Source organism: Rhodococcus sp. 66b, from assembly GCF_002076325.1.
Classification (GTDB): domain Bacteria; phylum Actinomycetota; class Actinomycetes; order Mycobacteriales; family Mycobacteriaceae; genus Rhodococcus_F; species Rhodococcus_F erythropolis.
Genome location: NZ_MUZB01000001.1, coordinates 103,053 through 126,783 on the forward strand (window position 1 = coordinate 103,053; position 23,731 = coordinate 126,783).

General features: G+C 62.9%; 24 protein-coding genes. 20 read left to right on the forward strand and 4 right to left on the reverse strand.

The window, feature by feature from the left end:
* Window positions 1–16: 16 nt before the first annotated feature.
* Window positions 17–2,665, forward strand: coding sequence for a DUF7937 domain-containing protein (locus B0E55_RS00460; RefSeq protein WP_133053395.1), 2,649 nt, complete (start codon window positions 17–19; stop codon window positions 2,663–2,665).
* Between the two features lie 31 nt (window positions 2,666–2,696).
* On the opposite strand, the gene B0E55_RS00465 is transcribed toward B0E55_RS00460, so the two are convergent.
* Both B0E55_RS00465 and B0E55_RS00470 read right to left on the reverse strand, forming a co-directional pair.
* Entirely contained in the window at window positions 2,697–4,106 is a 1,410-nt protein-coding gene (locus B0E55_RS00465) for an acyl-CoA synthetase (RefSeq protein WP_080908884.1), read from the reverse strand.
* A gap of 28 nt (window positions 4,107–4,134) precedes the next feature.
* Window positions 4,135–5,487 carry an SLC13 family permease gene (locus B0E55_RS00470; protein ID WP_080908885.1) on the reverse strand — a complete coding sequence of 451 codons (1,353 nt, stop codon included), beginning with the start codon at window positions 5,485–5,487 and terminating at the stop codon, window positions 4,135–4,137.
* 99 nt (window positions 5,488–5,586) lie between these two features.
* Between B0E55_RS00470 and B0E55_RS00475 the strand changes: the two genes are divergently transcribed.
* From B0E55_RS00475 to B0E55_RS00540, 14 genes are all read left to right on the forward strand, one after another.
* Window positions 5,587–6,234, forward strand: a complete 648-nt coding sequence (locus tag B0E55_RS00475) for a FadR/GntR family transcriptional regulator (protein ID WP_007727006.1) — start codon at window positions 5,587–5,589, stop codon at window positions 6,232–6,234.
* A 267-nt stretch (window positions 6,235–6,501) separates the two neighbouring features.
* On the forward strand, window positions 6,502–9,081 hold the full coding sequence (gene ftsH, locus B0E55_RS00480; protein ID WP_080908886.1) for an ATP-dependent zinc metalloprotease FtsH: 2,580 nt from the start codon (window positions 6,502–6,504) through the stop codon (window positions 9,079–9,081).
* A 59-nt stretch (window positions 9,082–9,140) separates the two neighbouring features.
* The gene (folE, locus tag B0E55_RS00485) at window positions 9,141–9,758 is read left to right on the forward strand and encodes a GTP cyclohydrolase I FolE (protein WP_019746783.1); all 618 of its coding nucleotides are present in this window, start codon (window positions 9,141–9,143) and stop codon (window positions 9,756–9,758) included.
* A 5-nt stretch (window positions 9,759–9,763) separates the two neighbouring features.
* Window positions 9,764–10,624 carry a dihydropteroate synthase gene (folP, locus tag B0E55_RS00490; protein WP_029254407.1) on the forward strand — a complete coding sequence of 287 codons (861 nt, stop codon included), beginning with the start codon at window positions 9,764–9,766 and terminating at the stop codon, window positions 10,622–10,624.
* A 1-nt stretch (window position 10,625) separates the two neighbouring features.
* Entirely contained in the window at window positions 10,626–10,991 is a 366-nt protein-coding gene (folB, locus tag B0E55_RS00495; RefSeq protein WP_019746785.1) for a dihydroneopterin aldolase, read from the forward strand.
* Window positions 10,988–11,491, forward strand: coding sequence for a 2-amino-4-hydroxy-6-hydroxymethyldihydropteridine diphosphokinase (folK, locus tag B0E55_RS00500; protein WP_019746786.1), 504 nt, complete (start codon window positions 10,988–10,990; stop codon window positions 11,489–11,491). Before folB ends, folK begins: the two co-directional genes overlap by 4 nt.
* Window positions 11,492–11,508: 17 nt before the next feature.
* A complete protein-coding gene (locus B0E55_RS00505; protein WP_153213529.1) occupies window positions 11,509–11,976 on the forward strand; it encodes a DUF3180 domain-containing protein in 468 nt (155 codons plus the stop codon).
* Window positions 11,977–12,044: 68 nt separating this feature from the next.
* The gene (locus tag B0E55_RS00510; RefSeq protein WP_198538380.1) at window positions 12,045–13,199 is read left to right on the forward strand and encodes a DUF6779 domain-containing protein; all 1,155 of its coding nucleotides are present in this window, start codon (window positions 12,045–12,047) and stop codon (window positions 13,197–13,199) included.
* 110 nt (window positions 13,200–13,309) lie between these two features.
* A complete protein-coding gene (locus B0E55_RS00515; protein WP_019746789.1) occupies window positions 13,310–14,251 on the forward strand; it encodes a Rossmann-like and DUF2520 domain-containing protein in 942 nt (313 codons plus the stop codon).
* Window positions 14,244–15,176 (forward strand): pantoate--beta-alanine ligase, encoded by a 933-nt coding sequence (gene panC / locus B0E55_RS00520; RefSeq protein ID WP_170320391.1) that lies wholly within the window; start codon window positions 14,244–14,246, stop codon window positions 15,174–15,176. The genes B0E55_RS00515 and panC overlap by 8 nt, the downstream gene beginning before the upstream one ends.
* A gap of 27 nt (window positions 15,177–15,203) precedes the next feature.
* Window positions 15,204–15,650 (forward strand): aspartate 1-decarboxylase, encoded by a 447-nt coding sequence (gene panD / locus B0E55_RS00525; RefSeq protein WP_003945761.1) that lies wholly within the window; start codon window positions 15,204–15,206, stop codon window positions 15,648–15,650.
* 3 nt (window positions 15,651–15,653) lie between these two features.
* Window positions 15,654–16,469 carry a type III pantothenate kinase gene (locus B0E55_RS00530; RefSeq protein WP_019746791.1) on the forward strand — a complete coding sequence of 272 codons (816 nt, stop codon included), beginning with the start codon at window positions 15,654–15,656 and terminating at the stop codon, window positions 16,467–16,469.
* 261 nt (window positions 16,470–16,730) lie between these two features.
* Window positions 16,731–17,249 (forward strand): cysteine dioxygenase, encoded by a 519-nt coding sequence (locus B0E55_RS00535; protein WP_019746792.1) that lies wholly within the window; start codon window positions 16,731–16,733, stop codon window positions 17,247–17,249.
* Window positions 17,246–17,668, forward strand: coding sequence for a rhodanese-like domain-containing protein (locus B0E55_RS00540; RefSeq protein WP_003945445.1), 423 nt, complete (start codon window positions 17,246–17,248; stop codon window positions 17,666–17,668). Before B0E55_RS00535 ends, B0E55_RS00540 begins: the two co-directional genes overlap by 4 nt.
* A 21-nt stretch (window positions 17,669–17,689) precedes the next feature.
* Here B0E55_RS00540 and B0E55_RS00545 read toward each other — a convergent pair whose 3' ends face one another.
* Window positions 17,690–18,649, reverse strand: coding sequence for an AraC family transcriptional regulator (locus tag B0E55_RS00545; protein WP_080908888.1), 960 nt, complete (start codon window positions 18,647–18,649; stop codon window positions 17,690–17,692).
* Between the two features lie 80 nt (window positions 18,650–18,729).
* Between B0E55_RS00545 and B0E55_RS00550 the strand changes: the two genes are divergently transcribed.
* Genes B0E55_RS00550 through lysS form a run of 3 tightly spaced genes read left to right on the forward strand, consistent with a single transcriptional unit; the run spans window position 18,730 to window position 21,586 of the window.
* A complete protein-coding gene (locus B0E55_RS00550) occupies window positions 18,730–19,563 on the forward strand; it encodes an NmrA family NAD(P)-binding protein (protein WP_080909046.1) in 834 nt (277 codons plus the stop codon).
* Complete coding sequence (locus tag B0E55_RS00555) at window positions 19,560–20,063, forward strand: anthrone oxygenase family protein (protein WP_080908889.1); 504 nt, start codon at window positions 19,560–19,562, stop codon at window positions 20,061–20,063. The genes B0E55_RS00550 and B0E55_RS00555 overlap by 4 nt, the downstream gene beginning before the upstream one ends.
* Before the next feature lie 11 nt (window positions 20,064–20,074).
* Window positions 20,075–21,586, forward strand: a complete 1,512-nt coding sequence (lysS, locus tag B0E55_RS00560) for a lysine--tRNA ligase (RefSeq protein WP_029254413.1) — start codon at window positions 20,075–20,077, stop codon at window positions 21,584–21,586.
* A gap of 226 nt (window positions 21,587–21,812) precedes the next feature.
* Here lysS and B0E55_RS31800 read toward each other — a convergent pair whose 3' ends face one another.
* Window positions 21,813–21,962 (reverse strand): hypothetical protein, encoded by a 150-nt coding sequence (locus tag B0E55_RS31800; protein WP_167333742.1) that lies wholly within the window; start codon window positions 21,960–21,962, stop codon window positions 21,813–21,815.
* A 382-nt stretch (window positions 21,963–22,344) separates the two neighbouring features.
* Between B0E55_RS31800 and B0E55_RS00570 the strand changes: the two genes are divergently transcribed.
* The gene (locus B0E55_RS00570) at window positions 22,345–22,683 is read left to right on the forward strand and encodes a histone-like nucleoid-structuring protein Lsr2 (protein ID WP_003945673.1); all 339 of its coding nucleotides are present in this window, start codon (window positions 22,345–22,347) and stop codon (window positions 22,681–22,683) included.
* Between the two features lie 105 nt (window positions 22,684–22,788).
* Window positions 22,789–23,730 carry an esterase/lipase family protein gene (locus tag B0E55_RS00575; protein WP_080908890.1) on the forward strand — a complete coding sequence of 314 codons (942 nt, stop codon included), beginning with the start codon at window positions 22,789–22,791 and terminating at the stop codon, window positions 23,728–23,730.
* Window position 23,731: the final 1 nt, after the last annotated feature.

The window sequence follows — 23,731 nt, forward strand, 5'->3', positions numbered from 1 at the left end:
CTGAGGAGCTTGGCGAATGACCGAAGACAACTCGCGTCAACACGGTGAACCATCGATTAACGGTTTGCCCCAGCAACACGGCGTGTATCCACCGGCTCAGGGCTATTCACCGGCGCGATCTGCGTTCGAGGATATTCGGATCGGTGACTACACCCGCGACGGGACAGCCGCGGTACTACTGTTCGTGTCGTTCTTCTTGCCGTGGAGTGCGACCGTCACAATAACCCGCGTCGGTTCGAGTGCTCTTGTGGTGCTTCTGGTTTTGCCGACACTGCTGTCGCTGGTGTCCCTGTCTCTGCCGTACGTGGCGCGACTCGGAATGCTCGGGCCGAATTGGAATGTCGGGCAGATACGTGTGCTGCGTCTGGTGGCCAACGGACCCCTCATTGCCACTGTCGTGGGTCTTGTCGTCTACGACGTCATTCGCGGAATGTTCCGATTCAGTGAGAGCTCGAGTGTTTTCACCGGCAACGGGGTCGGCGCTGGAGCGTGGTTCGGGCTTGCCGGCGCCCTGCTCGCAGCTCAACCGCGAGCGGCCGAAATTCGCATCGACCCTCGAACCGCGCCGCGATGGTTGGCGTTGGTGAAGCCGCTTGTGTTTGTGGCTTGGGGGTCGTCAGTGGCCTCGGCGCTACTCGCGCTGATCTACATCCTGGTCTCCGCCAGTCGCTACCGATATTACGACGGGCCGCAGACATTCGAGAGCCTGATCGTTCTCTTCGTGTCGTCGACCGTTCCGATCGTCGTGGTGGGTGTTGCGGCAGTCGGTCTCGCCAGACGGTTTGCGTCCTGGCGCCTCACCATCGCCGCGCTCGGCATCGCTCTCCTCGCAGCCGGATTACTCCACTCGATCAGCGAGGGCACAAGTGTCGAGTTGTTCCACACGGTCACGGCTAGTCCGTACTACGGCATCACGTTCTTGATTGCCGCAGCCGCAATTACATTCATTCCATTCGGTGTTGCATCCGTCGGCGACGGGACGCACCCCGGATACATCTGGCTCGCAGCGGCACGAAACGGCATGCTGTTGATCGCGGTGTGGAGCTTCGGTGTTGGATTCTCTCAGATCGCAATGGCAGCAACGCAATTTGGCATCGTGCCGTGGGGAGACGCGTTGGTGCTCGCTGTTCTCGCGATACTCTTCGGGATTCTTGCCGTCGTCGGAGTCAGATCACTGTCGCTTCGGTATTCTTCGCTCGACCCTCGCCCGTCACGCGAGGTCGGTCTTGGAGTCTGTGTCGGCTTGCTCGTCCTGATGATCGCTCGTCTCGTGGTGCAGTCGGCCATGTACGGCGAAATATATTACAGTGCCTGGATATTCGATCTCGCCATGGCGGTGCTGGTGGTTCTGGTTGCTCTCGCTCTCACAGTCTCACCGGCTGTTCGGAATTTGTATGCGGGGGTGCAACTGTTCGCGTCGGCCACCACGGTTGCAGCTGCGGTACCGAATCTCGGACAGCCCGTTCAGCCTTCGAGGCGTGCTCTCGAGGCTGCGGATCCGCGGACTCCGGCGGCGGTGCTGTTCGAGATCGCATCGAGTTCGCCGGAGTTGCGGCCGGCGATCGCTGCGAATCCGTCGACGTACGACGATCTTGTGACGTGGCTCGAAGCGCTGGGTGATCCTGCTGTGGATGCAGCGTTGGACCGAAGGGCTGCTGGGCAATTCGGTCTACCTGAACCTGAACCTGAACCTGAACCTGACCGCGTGCCGGTGCCCGTGCCTGCGCCGGTGCCCGTGCCCGTGCAGCCTTCGAGACGTGCTCTCGAGGCTGCGGATCCGCGGACTCCGGCGGCGGTGCTGTTCGAGATCGCATCGAGTTCGCCGGAGTTGCGGCCGGCGATCGCTGCGAATCCGTCGACGTACGACGATCTTGTGACGTGGCTCGAAGCGCTGGGTGATCCGGCTGTGGATGCGGCATTGGACCGAAGGGCTGCTGGGCAATTCGGTCTACTCGGACCCGAACCCGAACCTGCGACCGAGACGTTCATTTCGAGCGGACCGGAGGCCCGCTCCAGTGGCGACCTTGTGCAACCGTCCGCACCGCGACCGGCCGTGCCGCAATTTGCCGTGCCGCAACCGAACCCGGGGTATGGGCCGACCGGCGTTCCACTCCTGCCTGGTGGGTTTCGGCCGGCCGGCGCCGGGATACGAGTTGCCGCGCGGTTCATCGATTTTGCCATTCTCGCAGTTGTGTCGGTCGTCGGCGGAATGATCTCCACCGCGACGCTCGGAAACGGATTCGACTTCGATTCCTACCGGACAAGTTCGGGTCTGATCGGCCTGCTGATCGGGATCGGTTCGATCGTGTACTTCGTATGGGGAGAGTCGGCATTCGGGGTAACCCTGGGCAAACTCGCCCTCGGAATAGGGGTTCGCTCGGTAGGAGGTGCACGTCCGGCCTTGGCGCAGTCCTTCAAACGGAATGCATTCGTGATCCCCATGTACTTCGGATCGGCTGTTTCGGCGTTGGCCATGCTCGGTAGTGGTGACGAGCTCGTCGGCATGCTGAATTCGATGTCGTTGGGCAGTGTCGCGAGCATTCTCGGTTCTCTTGTAACAGTCGCTATTTCGATCGCGATCATAGTTTCGATCAGTAGCGCACCGGACGTCCGCGGCTTCCACGATCGGATGGCTGACGCCGCCGTCGTGGTGACCCGACAGTGACCGAGCACGCTTCGATGGAAGAGGCTTGCCTTCAGAGCGTCAGCAGCTTCTTCTGGACCTTGCCCATAGCGTTGCGGGGCAAGCTGTCCACCAGACAAACCTGACGAGGGCGCTTGTGGATCGACAGTGATTCGGCGACGAAGTCCGAAACCACCGCGCAGTCGGCTACGTCTCCGACGATGAAGGCGACTATGCGTTGGCCGAGGTCGTCGTCCGGCACACCGACGACGGCGGCCTCGCGAACGCCGGGGTATGCCAGAAGTGCCTGTTCCACCTCGCCTGCACCGATGCGGTATCCACCGGACTTGATCATGTCGACCGACTCGCGACCTACGATGCGGTGGAATCCGCTGTCGTCGATCACCGCGATGTCGCCGGTGCGGAACCAGCCGTCCTCGGTCATGGATTCCGCTGTCTTCGAGGGGTTCCCGAGGTACTCGTCGAAGAGCACGGCTCCCGCAACTTCCAGTTGCCCAAGCTGCTCTCCGTCGTGCGCCGACAATTCGCCGTTCTCGCCGCGCAACCTCGTCCTGACTCCCGGAACGGCGTGCCCGACCCAACCCGGGCGACGTTCGCCGTCGTGCGTCGTGCTGACGGTGATGAGGGTTTCACTCATTCCGTAGCGCTCGACGGGAGCCAATCCGGTCAGCGATTTCATCCGCTCGAACAATGGAACCGGAAGTGGTGCACTTCCGGACACGAGCAAGCGCGCGGGTCGCAATGCTGCCGCCGCCGAGGGCTCACCGCACACGCGTGACCAGACGGTCGGAACACCGAAGTACAACGAGCCACCCGCTGCGGCATACGAATCCGGAGTTGGTCTGACGGTATGAATCAGCGGTGAACCGACGCGCAAGGCGCCCAACACGCCGAGAATCAACCCGTGGACGTGGAAGAGGGGCAGTCCGTGGACGAGTGTGTCCTCCGGAGTCCAATTCCACACGTGGGCAAGTGCGTCGAGATCTGCTGCGATCGCTGCTCGCGAGAGGACGACGCCTTTCGGCGCTCCGGTGGTTCCTGAGGTGTACATGATCAGTGCGGTAGCTGCCGCGCTCGGTTCGGGATAGGACGTCGCAGATCGCGCGTGAATATCGATGGGAATCAACGGGATGCTCGAATCCGACGGTCCGTCTCCGAGTATCAGTTCGGCCTGGGAATCGGCGATGATGTGCTGACGTTCAAGCGGGCCGGAGTCCGGTGGGATCGGGACCACGGCCACACCGGCGATCAGCGCGCCGGCGACGGCGACCACTGTCTCGAGGCCGGCGGCGGCTTGTACTGCCACTCGCTGTGCACCGTGGATTCGATCGGCGACCGCGGTGGCGGCGGCCAACAGGTCGGCGCGAGAGAGGGTCGCGCCTTCGCCGAAACTGACCGCCGCTCCATGATCGTCGAATGTGTGGGGGTCGAGGGAGCGTAAAAGTGTGGATTCGCTGTTCATCGCGAGTTTCCTTTCTTCAAACGAAGATTCAGACGGACCAGGGAACAACGAACAGCAGCCAGGCGAGGATCGGCGTCACGACCATGATGGTCATGCCCCACCGCATCGTCAGCCCGAACACCACGTCGCGTTCTTCCGGAGCGGCGTTCGCCACCACCAGCGCGCCGTTGGTCGAGAACGGACTGCAATCGACCAGAGACGACGAGATTGCCAGTGCGATAACCAGGCCGGTTGCATTGACCTGGCCGGTCATGAGGAAGGGAATTGCCAAAGGGATTAGTGCACCGAGGATTCCGGTGGTGGATGCAAACGCCGACACGATCGCGCCGATCAGACAGATCAAGAACGCCGCGAGAAGTGGAATGCCCACGTGAGCTACCGAATCCCCGAGCCACTGGACGGTGTTTTGGTTCTGCAATAGGGCCACGTAGGTGACGATTCCGCCGATGAGGAGCACGGTGCCCCAGCTGATCTTGTCGACGGCCCCGCGGGCGGAGGCCGGGAAGATCAGGGTGAGAAGTACCGCGACGGTCAGTGCGGTGAATCCGACGTCGAGGTCGAAGACCAAGGCGCCGAGTGCAAGTGACGCCAGTCCGAGCAGGGTGAGTCGCCGCTCGAGATTGAGTGCACCCTCGTGCGGAGCGGTCCCACCCGAGGACTTGCCGCCACCCTTCGAGCTGTCGCCGGAACCCGAACCGGTGATGGTGTCGCCACCGCCCGAAGCGTTGCCGACTGCGTTGCCGACTGCGCTGACGAGCACGCGCTCCGAGGCGCCGCGTGCAATCAATGCGCGACCGCCGAACGAGACGTACGCGATTGCGGCAACAACGGCCGCGGCTGCGAAGGTCGAGACGAACAGCAAGGCCGGGCTGGACGGGAGGCCGTTCTGGCGCATGACGTCGTTGGTGATCACACCGAAGATTCCGATAGGGGAGAAGCTGCCCGCCGTTGCGCCCTGGACGACCATGAAGCCCATCAGCATGGGGTGGATCCGGTAGCGGGTGGCGAAGCCCATTGCCACGGGCGCGATGATGGCGACGGCAGCGGGACTGACCGCGCCCATGGCGGTGACGGCCGCGCACACCGCGAACATCGCCCACGGCACGAGGGCCACTCGTCCTCTGACCGCACGGACCGCCGCGTGAATGATCCAGTCGACCGTGCCGTTGTTTCTGGCCAGCGCGAACAGGTAGGTGACGCCGACCAGGATGACGAAGAGGCTGGCCGGGAAGCCGTCGAGGATCTCGCTGGTATCGACAGTGAAGACCAGTGTTCCGACGACGAAGGCAGCCACCAGGGCAAGCGCACCCATGTTCACCGACCTCACGGTGGATATGACGAACACCAGGACAAGTACTGACAGGGCTATGACATTTGCCATCGAACTCTCAATCCGTTCGCGACCAGCTTGTGGTCTGCATCACTTGGAATTGGCCTAGCCTCTCTGCCACTGCTCCATTTGTCAAGTACACTCCGAGGCATGAATTCGACGTCATCGCCCGGCTCGCGCTCGGGCCTGCCCGGACGATTGAAGCGTCCGCGTCTGTATGAGCAGTTGGCCGAGCACATTTCGAATTTCATCGAGGCTCAAGGCCTTTCACCCGGCGATCGGCTTCCTCCCGAACGCAGCCTGGCTGCCGAACTCGGCGTGAGTCGAGCGTCGCTGGCTCAAGCGCTCGTGGCCCTCGAGATTCGGGGCAGAGTCGAAATCCAGCACGGTAACGGTGCGGTGATTCGCGAAGCTCCGACGCCCGACGCGGGTAGGTCTGCGGATTCGGGAGTGCGGTTGCAAGACCGAACCGTCGACGAACTGACTGCTGCCAGGGAAGCGATCATGGCCGGCCTGGCTCGGGCGGCGGCGTCGAATCCCAACGCTGCGCTTCGGGTCGCGATGTTGACCGACGACGGGACCGCGAGAAACTTCGCCGAGACATGGCGCTGCGTCAGGCACCTGGCCGGCGGCGGCTTATTGGCTGATCTCGACGACACCATCGCCAAGCAGGCAGACGTGCCCGAGTCCTCGGCGCGACTGTCTGCGCGACTCGATCAGCTCGCGCACCGGATCATCGACGGTGACCAATCGGGCGCCGCTGACGCTGTTGCGGGAATCCTCTCCGAAACGGCCTGACGAATAACGACGGACGAGCGTCGGAAAAGCGCACGATAACCACTATGAGCATGTTCGCTCACAGGAAACTGTGCTGCGACGTAGCCCGGGAACCTGATCGGCAATGCGCACGTTGAACACAGTGACGACCGTTCCAACCAAGCGGCACGGCCGCTGGCGGGCATCGATGGGGCCGATCGCGGTAACCTGCAGGTGTCCGGTTGGCAGCCGGAAGGCGACCTGGCAGACCCGCACTCTCGAAAGGACCGGCCACATCGGCCGACCTGTATGAACCGTAAGACTGTGTTCCGTAACGTGCTACTCGTAGCCGTCGTGCTGTTGGTGATCTATGCCTTCAGCTACTTCAGCAACGACACCCGCGACTTCAAGACCGTCGACACCTCGGTCGCGATATCCCAACTCGACGCCAAGAACGTTGAGTCGGCGCAGATCGACGACCGTGAGCAGCAGGTTCGTCTGTGGCTCAAGAACGGCAACGACGCCACCGACGGTAAGACGCAGATCCTGGCGAAGTACCCCGCGAGTGCGTCGGAGCAGATCTTCGACAAGGTCGAAGGCGCCGGAGCGGACAAGTTCAACACGACGGTCACTCAGGAGAGTTGGCTGACTTCTATCCTTCTGTTCGTGCTGCCGATGATCATTCTGTTCGGCATCTTCTTCTTCGTCATGAACCGGATGCAGGGCGGCGGTGGGCGCGGCGGAGTCATGGGATTCGGTAAGTCGAAGGCCAAGCAGCTCACCAAGGACATGCCGAAAACCACGTTCGCCGACGTCGCCGGTGCGGACGAGGCTGTCGAAGAGCTGTACGAGATCAAGGACTTCCTGCAGAACCCGGCTCGCTACCAGGCGCTCGGCGCCAAGATTCCGCGCGGTGTGCTGCTGTACGGCCCTCCCGGAACCGGTAAGACGCTGCTCGCTCGCGCTGTCGCAGGCGAAGCCGGCGTCCCGTTCTTCACTATCTCCGGTTCGGACTTCGTCGAGATGTTCGTCGGTGTCGGTGCTTCGCGTGTTCGCGACATGTTCGAGCAGGCCAAGCAGAACAGCCCCTGCATCATCTTCGTCGACGAGATCGACGCCGTCGGTCGTCAGCGCGGCGCAGGCCTGGGCGGCGGACACGACGAGCGCGAGCAGACGCTCAACCAGTTGCTCGTCGAGATGGACGGCTTCGGTGATCGCACCGGCATCATCTTGATCGCCGCAACCAACCGCCCCGACATCCTCGACCCAGCACTGCTGCGTCCGGGACGCTTCGATCGCCAGATTCCGGTCGGCGCCCCCGACCTCGCCGGCCGCCGCGCGATCCTGCGCGTGCACTCGCAGGGCAAGCCGATCGATCCCAACGCCGATCTCGAAGGCCTCGCCAAGCGGACCGTCGGAATGTCGGGTGCCGATCTTGCGAACGTCATCAACGAGGCTGCGTTGCTCACCGCACGCGAAAACGGGACCGTCATCACCGAAGCCTCGCTCGAGGAATCGGTGGACCGTGTTGTCGGTGGACCGCGGCGTAAGAGTCGCATCATCAGCGAGCACGAGAAGAAGATCACGGCGTACCACGAGGGCGGTCACACGCTGGCTGCTTGGGCAATGCCTGACATCGAGCCGGTCTACAAGGTCACGATCCTCGCTCGCGGTCGCACCGGCGGTCACGCGATGACCGTGCCCGAGGACGACAAGGGTTTGATGACGCGTTCGGAGATGATCGCTCGTCTCGTCATGGCAATGGGTGGACGCGCCGCCGAGGAGCTGGTGTTCCACGAGCCCACCACCGGAGCGTCGTCCGATATCGACATGGCGACCAAGATCGCACGCGCGATGGTCACCGAATACGGCATGAGTGCCAAGCTCGGCGCGGTTCGCTACGGACAGGAGGGCGGGGATCCGTTCCTCGGCCGTTCGATGGGCGTTCAGTCCGACTACTCGCACGAGATCGCTCGCGAAATCGACGAGGAGGTGCGCAACCTCATCGAGGCGGCGCACACCGAAGCGTGGGCCATCCTCAACGAGTACCGCGATGCGCTCGACCTCATCGCTACCGAACTGCTCGAGCGTGAGACGTTGACTCGCAAGGACCTCGAGAAGATCCTTGCCGGCGTCGAAAAGCGTCCGCGTATCACGGCTTTCAACGATTTCGGTGGGCGCACGCCTTCGGATCGTCCGCCGGTGAAGACTCCGCGCGAACTCGCGATCGAGCGCGGCGAAACGTGGCCGGAGCCCGCTGCTGCACCTGTTCTCGTCAAGGCAGGCGCACCCAACAGCGGTGCACCCAACAGCGGTGCACCCAACGGCGGTGTCCCCAACAACGGTGGTCTCCCCAACAACGGCAACCAGGGACCCTCGAACGGCTACGCACAGCCCTCGTACCCGCAGCCGAGTGCCCCGCAGCAGACTCCGCAACCGGGAACACCCGACTACGGAGCGCCCGCCGGATGGTCTGCACCGGGTTGGCCTCCGCGTGAGAACCCGTCGCCGACGTACCCCGGACAGCAGTCGGGTGGGTACACCGGTGGACAGAATCCGACCCCGCCGAACCAGTCGCAGGGCCAGTACGGTCAGCCCCAACACGGTCAGCCCCAGCCCGATCAGGGGCAGTACGGTCAGCCGCACCCGGGACAGCAGGCGTACCCCGAGCAGCCGCACCCCGGCCGTCGTTACCCCGCGCAGCCCGACTACCCGGTGCAGTACCCGGACGGTGGACCCTTCGCCGATCCGAACCGGGGAAACCCGACCGGCGAAAACCAGTGGCAGAGCCCCGCACCGGAACAGCCGCAGACTCCACCGCCGCATCATTCGGCTGAGGACGACGGCCCGAGCACCGCTCGCTGGGACGGACCGGACGGATCCCGCTGACCTTGCGCCACTAGGCTCTGCGGCGGGGGACCTGTGAACAATTCTCGAGGAGAGTTCGGTTGTCGGTGAATGATGTGGCCAGTGAACTGGTGTCGCTCGGAACGGGCCGCCCGTTCGATCAGGCGCGGGCAGAGGCTGCCGTACGGGAATTGTTGATCGCGGTCGGTGAAGATCCGGAGCGCCCCGGTCTGCTCGATACGCCGGCCCGGGTTGCGCGCTCGTACAAGGAGATCTTCGCGGGTCTGTACTCCGAGCCCGACGACGCGTTGAACACAACTTTCGACGAGGGTCACCAGGAATTGGTGCTCGTGCGAGACATTCCGATGTTCTCGACGTGCGAGCACCACCTGGTGTCCTTCCACGGTGTTGCTCACGTTGGCTACATCCCGGGAAAGTCGGGCAAGGTCACCGGTTTGTCGAAGCTCGCGCGCGTCGTGGATCTGTACGCCAAGCGTCCGCAGGTTCAAGAACGCCTGACCAGCCAGATCGCGGATGCTTTGATGCGCAAGCTCGACCCGCGTGGAGCCATCGTCGTCATCGAAGCCGAGCACCTCTGCATGGCGATGCGCGGTATCCGCAAGCCTGGAGCCAGCACGACCACGTCAGCGGTTCGTGGGCTCCTGCAATCCAGCGCGGCCTCACGGTCCGAAGCGCTGGACCTCATCCTTCGTAAGTGAGCGAGATGTCCGCGGCTCCCGTTGCAGGTAGCGATCCGGCCCGGATGGTCGTGATGGGGATTCTGAACGTCACCGCCGATTCGTTTTCCGACGGTGGTCAATTTCTCGATCGTGACGCGGCGATCGCTCGCGGGCTCGAACTGCAACGCATAGGCGTCGACATCGTCGATGTCGGCGGCGAGTCGACCCGCCCCGGAGCCACCCGCGTCGATCCGAAACTCGAGGCGGACCGTATTGCCCCGGTGATCGAAGAACTCGTGGCAGCCGGAATTCGCGTCAGCGTCGACACGATGCGTGCTTCCGTCGCCGCCGCCGCGATCGAAGCGGGCGCAGGCATCGTCAACGACGTATCGGGCGGTCGCGCAGACCCCGACATGGCATCCGTTGTGGCCGACGCCGGAGTGCCCTGGATCCTCATGCACTGGCGCTCGGCCGGTGACTACGTCCATCGTGGCAGCGCCGATCACTACGACGACGTGGTCCGCGACGTCCGTGACGAACTGCTGTCGCAGGTCGATCTGGCGTTGAAAGCAGGGGTCGATTCGTCGTCGATCATCCTCGACCCCGGCCTCGGGTTCGCGAAGAACGCCGACCACAACTGGGCCCTGTTGCGAGCACTACCCGAGTTCAACGCGACCGGATTCCCGATACTGGTCGGCGCTTCCCGCAAGCGGTTCCTGGGGTCTCTGCTCAGCGATCCCGACGGCAATCCCCGTCCACCTGGTGGCCGCGAGACTGCGACGGCCGTGGTCTCGGCCCTTGCAGCACGTGAGGGCGCCTGGGGAGTTCGGGTGCACGACGCACAAGCCTCGCTCGACGCCATTGCCGTGGTCGACGCCTGGAACCGTGGACGAGAAAGGGCCTGACATGGGGGACCGAATCGAATTGCGCGGGCTGAAGGTTCGCGGCAATCACGGAGTGTTCGACCACGAGAAGCGTGACGGTCAGGACTTCTTCATCGACATCACCGTGTGGATGGACTTGGCTCCCGCCGCGGCGTCGGACGATCTGACCCATACCCTGCACTACGGCGAGTTGGCGGAAGCCGCCGCAGCCATCGTCGCCGGCCCGTCGCGCGATCTCATCGAGACCGTCGCCGCTGAGATCGCCGACGACGTCATGAAAGATTCGCGAGTCGAGAGCGTCGAGGTCGTGGTCCACAAACCGTCGGCACCGATTCCGCTGGTTTTTGCGGACGTCGCCGTCGTCGCACATCGGACCAGATCGGCATGACGCGCGCTGTTCTGTCGATCGGTTCCAACATCGGCGACAGCGTGGCTCACCTGCAGTCCGTCGTCGACGGGTTGGGCAGCGCCGTCGTTGCTGTCTCACCGGTCTACTCGACGGCGCCGTGGGGTGGCGTCGAGCAGCAGGATTTTTACAACGCGGTGGTGGTGGTCGACGATCCCGAGGCCGACGCCGCTGAGTGGCTTCGCCGGTCGCAAGCTCTCGAGGAAGCTGCAGACCGGGTGCGCGAACAGCGTTGGGGACCCCGGAGCCTGGACGTGGACGTGGTCGACTGCGAAGGCGTCGTCAGTTCCGATCCCGTGCTCACCCTTCCCCATCCGCGAGCGCATCTACGGGCATTCGTGCTCGTTCCCTGGCTGGACGTCGAGCCTGACGCGACGCTGATCGTCGACGGCCAGAAGTTGTCGGTGGCACAAATTCTCGACGGCCTCGATCGCACTGAGCGTGAAGGTGTGCGCACTACCGATGTGGTGCTTGCGCGGTGACCGAAGAAGGCAAGGGTTTGAAGCCGACCCGGATCAGTGAACTCGCGGTTCTGGCTGCGGTTGCTGCTGTGGCGACCTGGATTCTGATTCGCGTGTTCTACGGTTCGATGCCGCCCATCCCCGTTTATGCGGGAGCGTCGCTGTACTTCGTGGCCGTTGCCGAGGCCGTCTTCGCTTTTGTCATTCGTTCACGCGTCAAGAACCGTCAGGTCGGAGACGGGCTCAGACAGCTTCATCCCATCACCGCCGCCCGAGCGCTGGCATTGGCCAAAGCATCCGCTTTGGTCGGTTCAGCTACCGTCGGTGTCTGGGTCGGAGTGCTGGTGTATCTCATCCCACAGCGCTCGGTTCTGCAGGCCGCAGCCTCCGACACGCCGGGCGCGTGGGTGGGGTTGGGCGCCGCAATTGCGCTGGTAGCGGCAGCTCTGTGGCTCGAACATTGTTGCAAGACGCCGGAAGATACACCTGACGAGCCCGCGCACTGACAGCCTGGTCGGCAAATCACCCACCGAGGTACGTGGCGACCCCGGTCTCGGCAAGTACCCTGGCAACCATGACAAATTCTGGTCGATCGAAGTCTGCGCGCCGAAGCAAGCGCAGCGCGAGCCAGATGATCATTGCTGCTCTTCTGGCACTTGCTGTCATTGCTTCGCTGTTTCTGATCTTCAGCAACAGCGTTCAGCTTCTTCGGGTGGGACTGGTCGTCGCTCTGTGGGCAGCCACCCTCGGCGCTATCGCCATGACCAAGTATCGGCGTGAGTCGGCACTGGACAAAGCCAAGGTTGCCGATCTGCAGACCGTGTACGAACTGCAGCTCGAACGTGAAATTTCGGCTCGACGTGAGTACGAACTGAGCGTCGAAGGTCGCGTGCGACGTGAGGTGACCGCGGACGCTGAGGAACTGGCCGGGCTGCGCGCCGAATTGGTGGCGCTGCGCCGAAACCTCGAAGCACTGTTCGAAGGTGGACTGCTGCCCGAACAGACCGCGCTCAAGACCGATTCCACGCGAGTACCGGAACTTGGCGGTAGTTCGTATGGCGCGTACCAGCCGGCACCGTCGGGGTTGTACGTTCCCGGCGCCGGCCAGAACGGACCCAGCCAACCGGCACCGAACGTCGGCGGCTTGGCATCGCCCAACGACGATCCGGTGACTGCTGAGACGACCGTCGTGTTCGCGGAGACGTCGTGGCGTGACAGCAGCTTCGTGGCGCCGCGCGTCATCCCGACGCAGAAGCCACAAGAGACGCAGAAGCCACAAGAGACGCAGAAGCCACAAGAGACGCAGAAGCCACAGAATCAGAGCGGGAACCAGGCACCGAAGAGTTCCCCAGCGAGTTCCCCAGCGAGTTCCACTGTGAGTTCCTCGCCGACACGAACGGTGAAAGACGTTCCGGTGGAGAAGGATCCGGAACCGGTAGCGCCGGTCGAGCCTGAAATCAAGGCTCCCGCCCAGGCCCCGAACATCGAAGACGCCGTCATCGAAGACGCTGTCGTCGAAGAGGCGCCCGAGGTTGTTCCCGAGATTGTCGCGGAAGCTGAACCCGCTGCGGAGCCTGACGCAGAGCCGCGCCGTCGTCGTCGCGCTGCCCCGGAAGATGCCGCGAGCGGTGCTCATTCCAACGGATTAACCGTCGCCGAAATAATGGCGAACCTGAGTTCGAGCAACCCGTCCGAAGGCTCCGGTCGACGTCGTCGCCGAGAGGACTGAGTCGCAGATCACTCGCCCGGCCATGGCATGACGGTTCGGGCGAAGGATATCCTCGGACGCAGAACGTCTGGTACCCGCCGAGCGGGACTGGAACGAACGAGAGGAATCCGGTGACTTCCTTCGGGATCACTAATGGGCCTGCACCTGCGCGATTGACGGTAGGAATTGTCTCAGCAGGACGGGTCGGAACAGCTGTCGGTGCCGCATTGGAGCGAGCCGGTCATGTTGTCAGCGCTTGCTCCGCCGTCTCCAGTGCCTCGGTCGCCCGCGCTGTGAAGCGGCTTCCCGATACCGAAATTCTTCCGGCTGCCGACGTCGCAGCTCGCTCCGAACTGCTGATTCTTGCCGTTCCTGACGACCAGCTTGCGGATCTTGTGCGAGGTCTCGCGGCCACCCAAGCCGTCAAGCCGGGCACGCTCGTCGCCCACACGTCCGGTGCCAACGGCATCGCGATCCTGACTCCGCTCACCGAACTCGGCGCGCTGCCCTTGGCTATCCATCCGGCGATGACGTTCACCGGTCACGACGAGGACACCGCACGGCTGTCGTCGGCATGCTTCGGAATCACTGCTGCCGACGACATCGGTTACGCGATCGCGCAGTCACTGGTCCTCGAGATCGGCGGCGAGCCCGTCCGAGTGCGCGAGGAGAACCGCGCGCTCTACCACGCGGCACTGGCTCACGGCAGTAATCACCTGGTCACGCTCGTGGTCGACGCCGTCGAGGCGCTGCGAGCGTCGTTGCAAGGTGACGAGTTGCTCGGTCAACAGTTGGTCGACGGAGATCCGGGTGGAGTGGCCGAGCGTGTCCTGCAGCCGCTGCTGTCGGCGGCCTTGGACAACGCGCTACGACGCGGTCCCTCGGCGTTGACCGGCCCGGTGGCACGCGGCGACGCTGCTGCTGTCGACACACATTTGCGCGTACTGACAGAACTGGATCCGGAGCTCGCTGCCGGCTATCGGGCGATGTCCTTGCGATCGGCCCAGCGGGTGGGCGCCCCCACCGAATTGTTCGACATCTTGACTGAAACGGGAGGTGACCGTCGTGAGTGATCTGCAGGGCGGATACAAGCGCGGCGAACTGACGGTGCACCACGATCCGGACAAGCTTCGGCGCGTCTCGCGGGCACTGCGAGGTGTCGGGCGTCAGGTGGCGCTCGTTCCGACGATGGGTGCGTTGCATGCGGGCCACATCGAATTGGTTCGTCAGGCCAAGGTCACCGGCGCCGTCGTGATCGTTTCCATCTTCGTGAACCCGCTCCAGTTCGGTGCGGGCGAAGACCTGGACGCGTACCCGCGCACTCTCGATGCGGATCTCGACCTGCTTCGCGCCGAGGGCGTCGAATTGGTGTTCGCGCCGAGCGCCAAGACGATGTACCCGCGGGGCCAGCGCACCACCATCGTGCCGGGCCCGTTGGGTAGCGAACTCGAAGGCGGAGCGCGCCCCACTCACTTCGCGGGAATGCTGACGGTTGTGGCGAAGCTGCTGCAGATCGCGGCACCCAATCACGCCTACTTCGGTGAGAAGGATTACCAGCAGCTGACGCTCATCCGTCAGATGGTGTGGGATCTCAACTTCGATGTACAGATCATCGGAGTTCCGACGGTCCGCGAGTTCGACGGCCTCGCGTTGTCCTCTCGCAATCGCTACCTCGACGAGGGCCAGCGCGCTGCAGCGGTCGCGCTTTCCGCTGCTCTGATCGCCGGTGCACACGCGGCGTCCGGGGGAGCGGAAGCAATTCTGGAAACCGCACGCGCTGTTCTGGCAGCTGTTCCGGAAATCGAGGTCGACTACCTCGAGGTTCGGGGCGTCGATCTGGGCCCCGCGCCCGAGCGAGGTGACGGCCGACTGTTAGTGGCCGCCAAGCTCGGAACCACCCGTTTGATCGACAACGTCGGTGTCGCGGTGGGAACCGGTTTCCTCGAGCGTGACACCGACCCATCCGCCGACGCCATCGACGACCTGCTGTCTCACTGAGCACTTTTCACGAGTAAGGACCTGGATATGTTTCGCACAATGATGAAGTCGAAGATCCACCGCGCCACCGTGACTCACGCCGACCTGCATTACGTCGGCTCCGTCACCGTCGACCAGGATCTGATGGACGCCGCAGACCTCCTCGAAGGCGAACAGGTGTGCATCGTCGACATCGACAACGGTGCGCGTCTCGAGACGTACGTCATCGCCGGCGAGCGCGGAACCGGTGTCATCGGAATCAACGGTGCGGCAGCGCATCTGGTCAAGCCGGGCGACCTGGTAATCCTCATCGCCTATGGCGTGATGAACGAGCAGGAAGTCAAGGAATACTCCCCGCGCGTCGTCTTCGTCGATGCCGACAACAAGCAGATCGAACTCGGCTCAGACCCGGCTCACGCGCCGGAGGGTTCGGGTCTGATCACCCCGCGCATGCTGTCGACACTCGAGGCCTCGCGCGAATCCAGCCTGGTGTAATCCATGCTGCTCACGGTCGACGTGCGGAACACCAATATCGTTCTGGGATTGTTCTCCGGGACTGGTGAGTATTCGAAGCTGTTGCAGGACTGGCGAATGCGAACCGACCCTCGGATGACTGCCGACGAGTTGGCGTTGACCTTCCGTGGGCTGTTGGGTACTCATGTCGATGAGATCACCGGCGTTGCGGCGCTGTCGACAGTGCCGTCCGTCTTGCGTGAAATCCGCGTGATGCTGGAGCGGTACTGGGGTCACGTTCCCCATGTGGTGGTCGAACCGGGTATTCGCACCGGTGTGCCACTGCTGGTGGACAACCCCAAAGAGGTGGGAGCCGACCGGATCGTCAACAGTCTTGCCGCTCACCATCTTTACGAGGGTCCGTGCATTGTCGTGGACTTCGGTACGTCGACCTGTGTCGACGTCGTTTCCGCCAAGGGTGAGTTTCTGGGCGGCTGCATCGCGCCCGGACTCGAGATCTCGACCGATGCCTTGGCGTCGCAGTCCGCTGCGCTGCGCAAGGTCGAATTGGTGCGCCCGCGTTCGGTGGTCGGCAAGAACACCGTCGAATGCATGCAGTCCGGTGCGGTATTCGGCTTTGCCGGCCTCGTTGACGGATTGGTCAACCGCGTACGCGACGAACTGCCGGAGTTCGGTGGTGACGACGTCTCCGTGATCGCAACCGGGGACAGCGCACCGCTGATCATTCCCGAATCCGACACTATCGATCACCTCGAACGGGACCTCACTCTCGAGGGGCTGAGGTTGGTCTTCGAGCGCAATCAGGCGCGTCGTGGATCCGGTCGACGACCGGTCGCCTGATCGATGGTTTCGTTCCAGCAGTTTCGCGATTGCAAAAGTTATGCCACAATGGTGCTCGTGAATCGCTGCATGGGTGCTCAGGAGTGTTGTCGAGGCTGACCGCTGCCTTGACCAATTCACATTCCTTGGAGCTAGCTCGTGCTATCCACATATTCTGCAGATCTCTCTGTTTTGACCCCTGCTCTCGCTGCTGATCGTGCTGTTTCCGCAGGTCGTAGCGCTAATCGTGGGGCGTCCGGACGCCGTCCGAGTGGTGCGTCGTTGCCTACCCGCCTTCGCCCGGCCGATTTGCTGCGACTGACCGACGAGGGAGCGAACGGCGTGCTCGACGGCCGTTTCGACCACCTCATCCCCGACGCCTTCCCGACGCTCGATCGTTGGTCCACTCGCCTGCATGCGGACGACGACGTCGATGTGTGGCTCATCAGCTGGGTACCCGAACGCAACACCGAATTGCACGACCACGCAGGTTCGTTCGGCGCATTGACCGTCCTCAGTGGTTCTCTCACCGAATTCCGTTGGGCCGGTGACGCCCTGGTGGAACGCCAGCTCGACGCCGGCGATCAGGCTTCGTTCCCGCTCGGCTGGGTTCACGATGTCGTGCGTTCGACGGATGTTCCTGGTGCTCCGATCGAAATCAGCTCTGATGCACCGACTCTGAGTGTTCACGCTTACTCGCCGCCGCTGACGGCAATGTCCTTCTACGAAGTGACGGATCACCGGACTCTTCGTCGCACCCGTACCGAGCTGACCGACCTGCCCGAGGGGGGCACCAAATGACCATCGACCAAATGCTCGACGACGCTCGCGCACAGATCGATCGTATGTACGTCTTCCAGCTCACCGAAGCCTTCCATCGCGGCGCGATCTTCGTCGACATTCGCCCGCAGGCGCAGCGCGCCATCGAGGGAACCCTCCCCGGTGCACTCGCGATCGAGCGGAACGTTCTCGAGTGGCGACTCGACCCCACCAGCAGCGCACACCTCGCGTTGGCCACCGACCACGACGTCGAGTGGGTGATCGTCTGCTCCGAGGGCTACACCTCGAGCCTGGCCGCAGCGTCGTTGCAGCAGTTGGGTCTGCACAAGGCAACCGATCTCGTGGGCGGGTACCAGGCGATCAAGGCCGCCGGACTGCTCGGTGCTCTCAGCGGAGTTCGTCATTGCTCCCGCGAGTTGGCGGCGGTTTCGGCTCATTGAGGTATTTGCTGTGCGCCTTTATTAACCGCGGGCGGTTAATAAAGGCGCACAGCGGGTCTGGCGGTAAATCTTCGGGCTCATTCCGTGATGGCGGGTGAAGGCCGTTGTGAGCGCAAAGGGGCTCGAGTAGCCCACTTCTCGCGCGATCGAGGACACCGTTCGTGCCGGGTCTGCGAGTAGATCCGCCGCCACCGACAAGCGCCACTCGGTCAGATAGCCGACGGGTCCGATCCCCATGAGACCGGTGAACCGGCGTGCGAAGGCCGCTCGTGAGCTGCCGGACTCCTGGGCCAGGCTCGCGACCGTCCAGGGGTGTTCCGGCCGATTGTGTATGAGCCGCAAGGCATGCCCGATGACGGGATCCTCGTAGGCCTTGATCCATCGCGGTGATCGATTCGGGTTCTCGGCGAACCACGTACGGACCGCCGAGATCAGAACCAGGTCCAGGAGCCTGTCCAACAACACTTCCTGTCCTGGCCCGTCCGCGGCGATTTGTTGTTCCAGAAGCTTTGTCATCGGCGTGGTTTCCATGCTGCGACGGACTACCGCGACGGGTGTCAGGCTGTCGAGGATCTGACGGCTGACATAGGAGTCCAAACGGTATGTGCCCGTGAGCATGACGGTCTGGCCACTGGTCGAGTTGCCCCAGGTGCGAACGCCGAGAACTGACATGTCCTCGAGTGGTGATCCGTCGACTGTGGCGCAGTTTTGTGCCTCGTCGATGAGTACGTGGACCGGGGTGTCCGGGTGATCGGCGACCGTATAGGGATCGGGGCCGCGCAGGAGTGCAACGTCGCCGGCCTCGAGATCTTCTGTCTGTCCGGTGTCGGAGACGACAACTGCGGTGCCGCGAACCAGAACCAGCACGGTGATCGGTGCGTGGTCTTCGATACGTAATGACCACGGTGGATCGAGCAGCGAGCGCAGCAGAAAAGCGCCCTCCGCCCGCGACCCGGCCAGCATCATCGACAATGCATCCATGTTTCGACGGTAGACGCTGACGTATGTTTTTGCGACCTTCGGCTATGGATCGTATTGACGCTCCGCGGTCGAATGAGTACATGACGACAACAAGCGACATTCAATCGGCAGTAGTGATCGGTGGTACCGGCAAGACCGGTGCGCGCGTTGCGCAGAGGCTGACGGCGGTGGGAATCCGTACCAGAATCGCGTCGAGAACATCCGGGACGCGTTTCGACTGGAACGATCAGACGACGTGGCAGCCTGCAGTGTCCGGCGTCGACGTGGCATATGTGACGTATGCGCCGGACCTCGCAGTGCCGGAATCGAGCACCCACATCGAGGAACTCGCTGAGCTTGCGTACCGCGAAGGGGTTCGTCGCATGGTGCTCCTGTCCGGGCGCGGTGAACCGGCGGCGCAGAAAGCCGAGCAGGTTCTGGCCGACACCGGTCTGGAATGGGCTGTGGTGCGGGCCAGTTGGTTTGCCCAGAACTTCAGTGAGGGGTATCTACTCGATCCGATTCGGGAAGGCCACCTGGCACTTCCGGTCGGTGAAGTGGGGGAGCCGTTCATCGACGTCGACGATCTCGCTGACGTGGCGGTCGCCGCATTGACTCGAACCGACCTCCTCGGCCGAGTTCTCGAGGTGACGGGTCCGGAGTTGCTCACCTTCGCGGAGGCGGTTGAGGCGATTTCGGCGGCGTCGGGGCGTGCGATGTCATTCGAAAGAATTGGACTGCAACAGTTTTCCGACGGCATGGCAGAAGTTGGCGTCCCGAGTGATGTCGTGGAGTTGCTCACTTACTTGTTTGCCGAGGTTCTCGACGGACGAAATCAAAGTGTGACCGGCGTCGTCGAAGAGGTCCTGGAACGACCCGCTCGAGATTTCACCACTTTTGCCGCCGAGGCTGCTCGAACGGGGGTCTGGTCGTGAAGAAATCCGAGATCTTCTTGGAGTTGCTCGTCGGCGTGACTGCGCTCGGCGCGCTCGTTGCCGGTGGTGCGTTGTTCGCGTTCTCGTCCTTCGTAATGCCCGCTCTGCGGTCGGTCGATGCACACGCCGCGATCACGTCGATGCAGGCGATCAACGTCGAAGCACCGCGGAGCGCCTTGATGCTGCCCCTCGTCGGATCGGCGCTCACCGCGATCGCCGCCGGAATCTGGGCAGCGATCTCCAGACCGGACGGCTGGGTCCTTGCCGTTGTCGGTTGCATCGGGGTGCTCGCGTCCTTCGCGGTGACAGCGATCTACCACGTCCCCCGCAACGACGCCTTTGCCTCGGTCAGCGCTACCGATGCAGCCGCATGGGCGTCGTACGAGGCGGGTTGGACGGTGTGGAATCACGTCAGGGTTGCGCTGTACTTCCTGTCGGGAATCGTGCTCGCGGTTGCCGCGGTGCTACCAGCAACAAACGCGGTGGACACGGCCCAGTAGTCTTGTACCCCGTGAGTGATGTAGAAGCCCAGCCAGTCGACGACACCCCCGAGCAGCTCCGTATCCGGCGCGAGAAGCGTGAACGGATCCTCGCGCAGGGGCAGGAGGCGTACCCGGTTTCGGTCGATCGCACCCACACGCTCGCGCAGATCCGCGCGGAGTACCCGGAACTCGAGCCGGACACGGCGACTGGCGTGCTGGTCGGCGTCGTCGGCCGCGTCATCTTCATGCGCAACACCGGCAAGTTGTGCTTCGCGACTCTGCAGGAAGGCGACGGTACCCAGCTGCAGGCCATGATCAGCCTCGCCGGCGTCGGCGAAGAGGCACTGGCTGCCTGGAAGTCCGACGTCGACCTCGGCGACTTCGTCTTCATCCACGGTGAGGTCATCAGCTCCCGTCGGGGTGAGCTCAGCGTGATGGCCGACGCGTGGCAGATCGCGTCCAAGGCGCTGCGCCCCCTGCCGGTTGCTCACAAGGAGATGAGCGAAGAGTCCCGGGTGCGTCAGCGCTACGCGGATCTGATCGTTCGCCCCGAGGCTCGCGACAACGCCCGCAAGCGCGTCGCTGTTGTCCGTGCGCTGCGTAATGCGCTCGAGAGCCGCGGCTTCCTCGAGGTCGAGACGCCGATGCTGCAGACGCTGCACGGCGGCGCGGCAGCTCGCCCGTTCGTCACGCACTCCAACGCCCTCGACATCGACCTGTACCTGCGTATCGCGCCGGAACTGTTCCTCAAGCGTTGCGTCGTCGGCGGTATCGAGAAGGTCTTCGAGATCAACCGCAACTTCCGCAACGAGGGCGTCGACTCCACTCACTCGCCCGAGTTCGCGATGCTCGAGACGTACGAGGCCTACGGCACGTACGACGATTCCGCGAAGATGATTCGTGAGCTCGTCCAGGAAGTTGCGCAGGAAGCATTCGGCACGCAGGTCCTCACCCTCGCCGACGGTTCCGAGTACGACGTCAGTGGCGAGTGGCAGGTTCTCGAGATGTACCCGTCGCTGTCGGCTGCCATCGGCACCGAGGTCACGCCGGATACGACGGTCGACGAGCTTCTCGCTCTGGCGGAGAAGGTCGGCCTCGAGGTTCCCAAGGACAAGGGTTACGGCCACGGCAAGCTTGTCGAGGAGTTGTGGGAGCACCAGTGCGGCGATCAGCTGTACGTGCCGACGTTCGTCCGTGACTTCCCGGTCGAGACGTCGCCCCTGACCCGTGATCACCGAAGCAAGAAGGGTGTCACCGAGAAGTGGGACCTGTACATCCGCGGATTCGAGTTGGCGACCGGCTACTCCGAACTTGTCGACCCCGTCATCCAGCGTGAGCGCTTTGTCGACCAGGCGCGTCTCGCGTCGGCAGGCGACGACGAAGCGATGGTGCTGGACGAGGAGTTCCTCGCCGCGATGGAACAGGGCATGCCGCCGACCACCGGCACCGGCATGGGAATCGATCGACTGCTGATGGCTTTGACGGGTCTCGGTATTCGCGAGACGATCCTCTTCCCGATCGTTCGTCCGTCCGCTCGCTAGCTTTACTTCGATCAAGGTTCGGCCGCACATGTTGCGGCCGAACCTTTTTCAGTTGGGGCACTCCCAAGGTATTCGATACGGTTCACAGTCGGCGTCGTCGTCGGCTATCGGCGGTGCCGAAAACCAGATGAATCTGGGTGAATTCTTCAGCTCGATCAGCTCAGCGGGGAGCGCTCGTAGTTGGGATTCGATTTGTTCCCAACGACATTCGCCTGCGGCAAAGGATTCATCCATGCGCGGTCGCCTGAGTTTCGGGCTTTCGAATTGTTGCGATGATTTGGTCGATCGTGCCCTGGTTGAGTGCGTCAGGTAGTCCCTGATCCGACTGGACAAGGAAGACCATGACCTCGGCTGTGGAGTATCCGGGTGTGGTCATGACATCGAATTGTGCTGAGGGCGGATCGCATTCCTTGTCCGCCGGGATAATTGTGACGGTTGCGGTGTACCGGATCGCAGGGCGTCCGGAGATGGTGAAATTCGTGGGTCCGCAGTAAGCGATGCTGGCGAGAGTGCCGTTCTTGGAGGCGAAGATTGCGCTCGGTAGAGGTCTTGTCTCGAGCCGTCGTCTGTCATGATTCCCACGTCTGGATGCATCCCCCGATGCGCCGCAAGGAATGTATCGGCACTGTCTTTGTCGCAAGACAAGTCGACTGGCATACCCGGCGGAGATCAGTCCCAATCATCCGGACGAGCCAAGACAGGACGTTTGTCCAGGTGCTATTGTCGCTGCTTATCGAAGGATCTGGGGAGGAATGGTCGTGGTGAAAAAGGTTGTTGTCACGATGGTTGACGATCTGGACAAAAAATCGCCCGCGGACGAAACTGTGGAGTTTTCCGTCGACGGAGTTGCTTACGAAATCGATCTGACCGCCGCCCACGCCGCGGAACTGCGCGATGCACTGAAAAAGTGGATTCCTCATGCGAGAAAGTCGAATTCCGCCAAATCAGTCAACGGAGCGGTGACCAAATCCCGTCCCGTTGCGGACCGCGATCAGAGTGCCGCCATCCGCGAATGGGCCAAGGGTGCGGGCTTCGAGATTTCGGCCCGCGGTCGTATTTCCACGGAGGTGCGCCGAGCCTACGAAAAGGCCGTCTGAAATGGATCGCGAATGGATTCGGGCGCATTTTGCCGAAACGGATTGATAACGCGTTCTAGTTTGTTAGCGTCTGCACGGTTCGCATCTCTCGTAGAGGAGTCGGTCGTGCACAGAATCGGGTTGTTCGGGGGCGTGGTTCTTGCCGCTCTGATGCTTGTCGGGTTCACCTCCGTGGCTTCGGCTCAGGCCCCGTTGCCCGTGCCCAATGCCTTCCTTGCCGGTGTTCCTCAGGAGTTGGGAAATCCTGGCGGTTCAGCTCCTGGATCCAATGACTTTTCGTGTAAACCGACTGCCGAACATCCCAATCCGGTTGTGCTCGTTCACGGAACGGGTGGAAACAGGCAGACCAACTGGGCCACCTATGCGCCGTTGCTCGCCAACGAGGGCTACTGCGTCTTCGCGCTGACGTACGGCAACTTCCCCGAGCAGCCGTGGCCGTTGTCGGCCATCGGTGGAATGCAGGAAATTCCTTCCAGCGCAGCACAATTGTCGAATTTCGTCGATCAAGTTCTGGGCGCTACGGGCGCAACGTCGGTGGATCTCGTCGGGCATTCGCAAGGCACGATCGTCAACGGGTACTACGCGAAGTTCCTCGGCGGTGCCGACAAAGTGGACAACATCGTCTCGGTGGCATCGCTGTGGAAGGGAACCCTCGGAAACGAGCAGGCAAGTATCGGCCGCAGCCTTCGCGAACTCGGGGTATCCGAGGCAGCACAGGCAGGATTCCCGATCTGCAAGGCGTGCCTGAACATGGGGGCCGGTTCGGAGTTCATCGAAAATCTCCGTGCGGGAGGCGTTTACGCGCCGGGCGTTCACTACACGAACGTCACGACGCGCTACGACGAACTGGTGCTGCCGTATACAAATGGGCTGGAGCCCGGGCCGAACGCAACCAACATCGTCGTCCAGGACGGTTGTGAGCAAGACATCTCCGATCACCTCGCCATCGCGGCATCGCTGCGCGCGGCGACTTTTGCTCTCAATGCACTCGATCCCGCGCATCGGCGGCCGGTACCGTGCAACTCGGTATTGCCCGTCGTGGGTTGAT